The organism is Brevundimonas sp., from assembly GCF_016463295.1.
GTDB lineage: Bacteria > Pseudomonadota > Alphaproteobacteria > Caulobacterales > Caulobacteraceae > Brevundimonas.
This window is the reverse complement of the sequence record NZ_JAEMRO010000108.1, coordinates 1-5,881: the sequence shown is the minus strand read 5'-3', so window position 1 is coordinate 5,881 and position 5,881 is coordinate 1. Positions and strand designations below refer to the sequence as shown.

Genomic DNA, 5,881 nt, shown 5'->3' with positions numbered 1-5,881 from the left:
CGATGTGGTCGAAGCGGGTGAAGTCGGCCCGCGTCACCTGCCGCGCCCGCAAGGCCCCGATATCCACCCCGTGCCGCGCCGCCACCGCTATGGCCCGCTCATCCGGCGGCTCGCCCGCATGCCAGTCGCCCGTACCTGCGGAATCGACGACCAGATCCACCCTGCGCCGCCGAGCCTCCTCCCGCAGCGCCGCCTCCGCGAGGGGCGAGCGACAGATGTTGCCGAGGCAGACGAAGAGGATGGAGGGCATCGCTATCCGGGCGTGGGGAAGGCTTTCAGACCGCAATATCTTCGGCCCCGATCACGCGGTAGCGGGCCTTCAAGTGCAAAGCCGTTCTGTCGATGCTGGGGTAGACGGTGGTTGCATTGATGTTAATGCGGTCCAATTGTTTGAGAACTTCGACTTTGTTAGCGACCCGAATTCTCTCGATACCGATTCCGTCTTGGCCTGTTTCAGGGAATGTGGCGTCTTGACCATAGAGCAGGAAGGCGCCCGACTGAGACTTGATCCGGTCGTTTGACCGTTTCGCTTTCACGCACAGGATTGCACCTAAGTCTTCCGGCCGGATGCGGCCTTCAAAGTACCCTTTCTCGGACCGGATATGATGCAAGAGCTTTTCTGCCTCAGGCGTCACATTGAAGTCCGTCAGGTCCTTTCGCAAATCCAGATCGTTCTTCTGCTCGTGGGTTAGTTTGGAGAGGTTGGCTATGCAGCTGACCGTATCCGCGTCATAGTATTTGACGCGATCCTCGGCAACGCGGAACACGATCACTTCGCCTTCTACCCCGAGATCGCGTGGTGTTTCTGCGCAGGCGAAAAAGAGAGCGACAAGAGGGTTGCTCGTAATGTCGAGTAGCCGTGTAGGTATGCCATAGTGCTGCATCCGAACCAATTCGTCGAAGCGATACTGATCATCTTGGAATTCGTCGTGGTGCGCAATCAGTATTTCTTTGCATAACCGATCTTCATTTGGCAGATACTGCCAAGCGCCGCTTTCATGCTTGCGAAGAAGCGATGGTGTTAGATCGAAGTTCCAATTCTCGTGACCACGGAAGAACGTTTCCGTTCCTGCCTCTGGATCGTCTCCCGAAAGAAAGCCGAGAAAGCTCTCAACGCTGGTGGCCGTCCGAATTTGGATGCGGGCTCGCTCAGGCGGTTCGGCGACCTGTGGAGCATCGCCGGTAAGGCGCGCGACCTCTTCGCCGAACTCTGGCCGCATATCAGCCAACCTTCGGAGCAAATCGTGAGCATCGCCTTCTCGTACTGCCCAATGCGTCCGATAGAGTTGCCAAGGCTCTAGCCCTAGAAACTGCTGGGCCGCGTCTATGGTCTCAAAGGTGACCTCGCCGAAGTCGATTTCAGATATGAAGCGTGTCGAGACTTCCTTGGTCTGCGCTGCGGTTTCTCGGATATGCCCATACTTGATGACGACCGAGGCTTGCGGTCCGTCAACTCGAATGGCCTCGCTGCATAGAAAAGTTGGCAAGCGGTCCAGATAGGCGAGGGAGTCGACATCGAGCCCGGCAAGTGATCGTTCGAGCTCGCTGGGCGTGTACTCGAACATCCGACCACGCGGCATCGTTATTGGATCGGGAATCTGCTCGACATATTCCCGAGCACCGAAAGCGATGTAGTTGTAGGTATCCGCCACTGACCTGCCTTCTAGCCCTGCTCGGCAGACCATGCGGTCGCCGCTACCTCACCCTCAGCATAAGACTGCACTTGCCATGCTGGCACGTCTTGCGCAGATGCCAAAGATGCCGTCTCGCCAGCCACTGACAGGTCGATTCTGAGTAGCTCTTGGCGGGGGTCAATTTGCAGGCGTATCTCACCTTCTCCCAAACAGCCGCTCCAGATCCGCCAGCTTCAGCTCCACATAGGTCGGCCGTCCGTGGTTGCATTGGCCGCTGTGCGGGGTGGCTTCCATTTCGCGGAGGAGGGCGTTCATCTCCGGCGCACTCAGCACGCGGCCGGCGCGGACGGAGCCGTGGCAGGCCATGGTGCCGCAGACCTCGCCCAGGCGCTCGGTCAGGGCCAGGGCGGTGCCGTGTTCGCTGAGGTCGTCGGCGATGTCGCGGATCAGGCCCTGGACGTCCGTGTCGCCCAGCAGGGCGGGGGTTTCGCGCACCAGGACGGCCCCGCCGCCGAAGGCCTCCACGATCAGGCCCAGCTCGGCCAGTTCTTCGGCACGGGCGACCACGCGCATGGCCTCCGACGGGTCCAGCTCGACCACCTCGGGTGTCAGCAGGGCCTGGCGGGTGACGGAGCCCCTGGCCATCTGGACCTTCATCCGCTCATAGACCAGCCGCTCGTGCGCCGCATGCTGGTCCACCACGACCAGGCCGTCGCGGGTCTGGGCCACGATATAGGTGCCGTGCAGCTGGGCGCGGGCGGCGCCGAGCGGGAAGTCCTGCGGGTCGGGGGTGGCGTGAGGGACGAGGGACGAGGGATGAGGGGCGAGGGAGTAAGGTAAGTCGGTGCCTGGCTCGACCCGGGCGCTGCGTTCGTTGAGGCCGGGGATCAGCTGGGCCGTTTGCGTGGCCGGGGCGGCCCAGCCTTGCCAGCCGGACCATGCGGGAGCGTTTCGGTTAAGAACCTCATCCCTCGTCCCTCGTCCCTCGAACCCCGGTGCGCCGCTGTGCGTCGTGAAGCCCGCCAGCACATTGTCCGCCACCGTCGTGGAGGCGCGGTGGCCGGCGGCGGCGAGGGCGTGGCGCAGGCCGCCCACGATAAGCCCGCGCACCAGGGCCGGGTCGCGGAACCGGACCTCGGCCTTGGCCGGGTGGACGTTCACATCGACATACAGCGGGTCGATGTCGAGAAACAGGACGGCGGCCGGGTGTCGGTCGCGCGCCAGGAAGTCCGCATAGGCGCCGCGCAGGGCCCCCTGCAGCAGGCGGTCGCGCACCGGGCGGCCGTTGACGAACAGATACTGATGCGCGGCATTGCCCCGCGAATAGGTCGGCAGGCCCGCATAGCCGGACAGGCGCACGCCGTCCCGCTCCTGATCGATCAACAGGGCATTGGCCTCGAAGTCACGGCCCAAGAGGGCGGCGAGGCGCTTCAGCCGCCCCTGATCCCCCGGATGTTCGGCGGGCAGACGAAGCGTGGTGCGACCGTCGAGATCGAGGGTGAAGGCGACGGCTTCATGGGCCATGGCCTGGCGCTTGATCTCTTCCGAAATGGCCATGGCCTCGGACCGCTCGGACTTCATGAACTTCAGCCGGGCGGGGGTGGCGTAGAACAGGTCGCGGACCTCGACCCGCGCGCCGTGCGGGCCGGGGAAGGCGGCGGGGCTGACGGGCTTCTGATCGCCGCCATCCACCGTGATGCTGTGGGCGTCGCCACCGGATTTGGGCCGGCTGGTGATCGTCAGGCGCGCGACCGAGCCGATGGAGGGCAGGGCCTCGCCGCGAAAACCGAGCGTGGAGATGCGCAGCAGGTCGACATCGCCCGCATCGTCAGGCTCCAGCTTGGAGGTCGCGTGCCGCTCGATGGCCAGCGCCAGCTGGTCCGCGGCCATGCCGTGGCCGTCGTCGGCGATCAGGATGCGGCTCAGGCCCCCGCCGTCGGCCTGAATCTCCACACGCGTCGCGCCCGCGTCCAGCGCGTTCTCGACCAGCTCCTTGATAGCGCTGGCCGGGCGTTCGACCACCTCGCCGGCGGCGATGCGGTTGACGGTTTCGGGGGGGAGGCGACGGATGGGCATTGAGTCGGGAAGTATGCCCCAGTTCGCCGATTGAAACCCCCTATTCGATCGGCGTGATCGTCATGGTCAGCAGGTCGCCGCTCTGATCGCCCACCTGGACGGCGGCCATCTCGCCGCGCAGGAAGGTCAGGCGGGGTGAGGCGATGTGCTGCTCGCCGCGAGACAGATTGGCCTCCAGCTGCAGCTGGGCGTCATCGCCATCGCCCTGGACCGTGAACAGTTCGGCCTCGAAGTCATAGGTCTGGCCGCCGACGCTGGCAGAGGCGCTTGCGGGCGCGTCTTCCAGAATCTGGGTGCGAGTGGAGACGATCTGGACGCCGTCCTGAACGACTGACAGTTCCAGCAGGTAGCGCTGGGTGCCCGGTTCCTGAGCGAGGGCAGGCATGGCGATCGAAAGGGCGGCGGCGATGACAGCGAGGCGGATCATGAACGGCTCCTTGGCTAGGTGAAGCTGTCCGGTGATTCCTGTTACCGGAACACTACCGCTGCTCTTGTGAAATGCCGGATATCCGATCAGTCTCGGGCGCATTCACAGTCCACGTCTGGAGCCCTCATGCCCGTCAAGACCGTCTCCGAGTTCATCAATGCCTATCAGGAGAAGGACGTCAGCACCGAAGCCTTCGAACTGGAGAGCCCGTATCTGCTCGAGGTCCGGCTGAACGGTTCGGTCTGGGCCAAGGCCGGGGCCATGGTGGCCCGGACCGGTCAGGTGAAGTTCACCCGCCAGGGCATTCTGGAGCAGGGCCTGGGCAACCTGCTGAAGAAGGCCGTCAGCGGCGAGGGCATGGTGCTGATGAAGATGGAGGGCCAGGGGCGGGTCTATCTGGCCGACACCGGCAAGAAGATCACCCTGCTGCGGCTCGATAACGAGACCATCTTCGCCAACGGCAACGACGTCCTGGCGCTGGAAACCGGGATCAGCAACCAGATCACCATGATGAAGCGGGTCGCCGGCATGATGTCGGGCGGGCTGTTCAATGTGAGGCTGAGCGGCAGCGGCATCGTCGCAATCACCTCACACTTCGATCCGCTGATCCTTAAGGTCAGCGCGGCGACCGGGCCGATCTATACCGATCCGAACGCCACAGTGGCCTGGTCGGGCAATCTGACTCCGGAAATCGCCACCGACATCTCGTTCAGGACCCTGATGGGCCGAAGCTCGGGCGAGAGCATCCAGATGAAGTTCGCCGGGGAGGGCTGGGTCGTGGTCCAGCCCTACGAGGAAACCTATATGCAGGCCTCAACCAACGGCTGACGATGCGGGGGGGGGCGTCTGCGCTCCGCCCCTAGCTGCGCTCCAGGCCGGCGATGGCCTCGCCAATGTCTTCGGCCTTGGCGGCGACCACGGCCTGGGCGTCATAGAGGCCGCGATTGTAGAAGAACGGCCCGATCTCTCGACCGAGGAAGTCCAGCAGCAGTTCGGCGGGCAGGGCGGCCAGATCGACATCCAGCTCGTCGCGGAAATAGGCCCGCAGCTTGGCGGTGATGGCGACGGTTTCCTCGCGGCTGAAGGCGATGGGCTTCATGTCAGGACACCTCGGCCAGAGCTTCTTCGGCGGCCATCCAGGCGGCTTCGGCGGCGTCGAGGTCGGCCTGGGTCTTGGCGCGGGCGCGGGTCAGGCCCTCGAGGGCCTTCGGATTGCTGATCGAGGCATTGGCCATGTCGTCGTCGATGCGGGCGATCTCGGCGGTCAGCTGGGTCATCCGCTCTTCGGCCTTCTTCACGCCGTGACGAAGAGTTGACGGCGATGGCCCTGATTTCTTGTCGTTCTTCTTCCCTTTGTTGTTCGAGGCAGGTGCGGCAGCTGCCTCCTCCTTGATCTGGCTCGGCTTGACCGCAGCCTGTTTCGCGCGATCGAGGACGAACTTGGCATAGTCGTCCATGTCGCCATCATAGGGCTTCACCGTGCCGTCGGCGGCCAGCCACAGACGATCGGCGACCAGCTCCATCAGCGAGCGGTCGTGGGTGATCAGGATGACCGCGCCCGAATACTCGTTGAGTGCGTCGAGCAGGGCGCGGCGGCTGTCGATATCCAGGTGGTTGGTCGGTTCGTCGAGGATCAGGACGTGGGGCGCGTCCATCGCGACCTGATTGAGCAGCAGGCGCGCGCGCTCACCGCCGGACAGGCTGGCGACCGTGGTTTCCTGCTTCTCATAGCCCAGACCCCATT

General features: G+C 64.1%; 6 protein-coding genes and 1 pseudogene. 1 reads left to right on the top strand and 6 read right to left on the bottom strand.

Annotation, left to right across the window (positions count from 1 at the left end; translation table 11 throughout):
• The 4 genes and pseudogenes from JHC81_RS13405 to JHC81_RS13390 form a co-directional block, all read right to left on the bottom strand.
• Positions 1–250: pseudogene (locus JHC81_RS13405) on the bottom strand (low molecular weight phosphotyrosine protein phosphatase); the annotation flags it as partial.
• Between the two features lie 25 nt (positions 251–275).
• Positions 276–1,652 (bottom strand): FRG domain-containing protein, encoded by a 1,377-nt coding sequence (locus JHC81_RS13400; RefSeq protein ID WP_292175499.1) that lies wholly within the window; start codon positions 1,650–1,652, stop codon positions 276–278.
• A gap of 177 nt (positions 1,653–1,829) precedes the next feature.
• Positions 1,830–3,710 (bottom strand): DNA mismatch repair endonuclease MutL, encoded by a 1,881-nt coding sequence (gene mutL, locus JHC81_RS13395; RefSeq protein WP_292175498.1) that lies wholly within the window; start codon positions 3,708–3,710, stop codon positions 1,830–1,832.
• 40 nt (positions 3,711–3,750) lie between these two features.
• Positions 3,751–4,137, bottom strand: a complete 387-nt coding sequence (locus JHC81_RS13390) for a hypothetical protein (protein ID WP_292175497.1) — start codon at positions 4,135–4,137, stop codon at positions 3,751–3,753.
• Positions 4,138–4,263: 126 nt separating this feature from the next.
• Between JHC81_RS13390 and JHC81_RS13385 the strand changes: the two genes are divergently transcribed.
• Positions 4,264–4,965, top strand: coding sequence for an AIM24 family protein (locus JHC81_RS13385; protein ID WP_292175496.1), 702 nt, complete (start codon positions 4,264–4,266; stop codon positions 4,963–4,965).
• A gap of 31 nt (positions 4,966–4,996) precedes the next feature.
• On the opposite strand, the gene JHC81_RS13380 is transcribed toward JHC81_RS13385, so the two are convergent.
• Together JHC81_RS13380 and JHC81_RS13375 are read right to left on the bottom strand one after the other, a co-directional pair.
• Entirely contained in the window at positions 4,997–5,236 is a 240-nt protein-coding gene (locus JHC81_RS13380; protein WP_292175495.1) for a DUF2164 domain-containing protein, read from the bottom strand.
• A gap of 1 nt (position 5,237) precedes the next feature.
• Positions 5,238–5,881 (bottom strand): ATP-binding cassette domain-containing protein (locus tag JHC81_RS13375; RefSeq protein ID WP_292175494.1); only part of this gene is annotated, 644 nt, incomplete at its 5' end.

Coding starts and splice junctions, on each gene's coding strand:
- mutL (WP_292175498.1), bottom strand. CDS start 3,710: ATGCCCATCCGTCGCCTCCCCCCCGAAACCGTCAACCGCATCGCCGCC.
- JHC81_RS13390 (WP_292175497.1), bottom strand. CDS start 4,137: ATGATCCGCCTCGCTGTCATCGCCGCCGCCCTTTCGATCGCCATGCCT.
- JHC81_RS13385 (WP_292175496.1), top strand. CDS start 4,264: ATGCCCGTCAAGACCGTCTCCGAGTTCATCAATGCCTATCAGGAGAAG.
- JHC81_RS13380 (WP_292175495.1), bottom strand. CDS start 5,236: ATGAAGCCCATCGCCTTCAGCCGCGAGGAAACCGTCGCCATCACCGCC.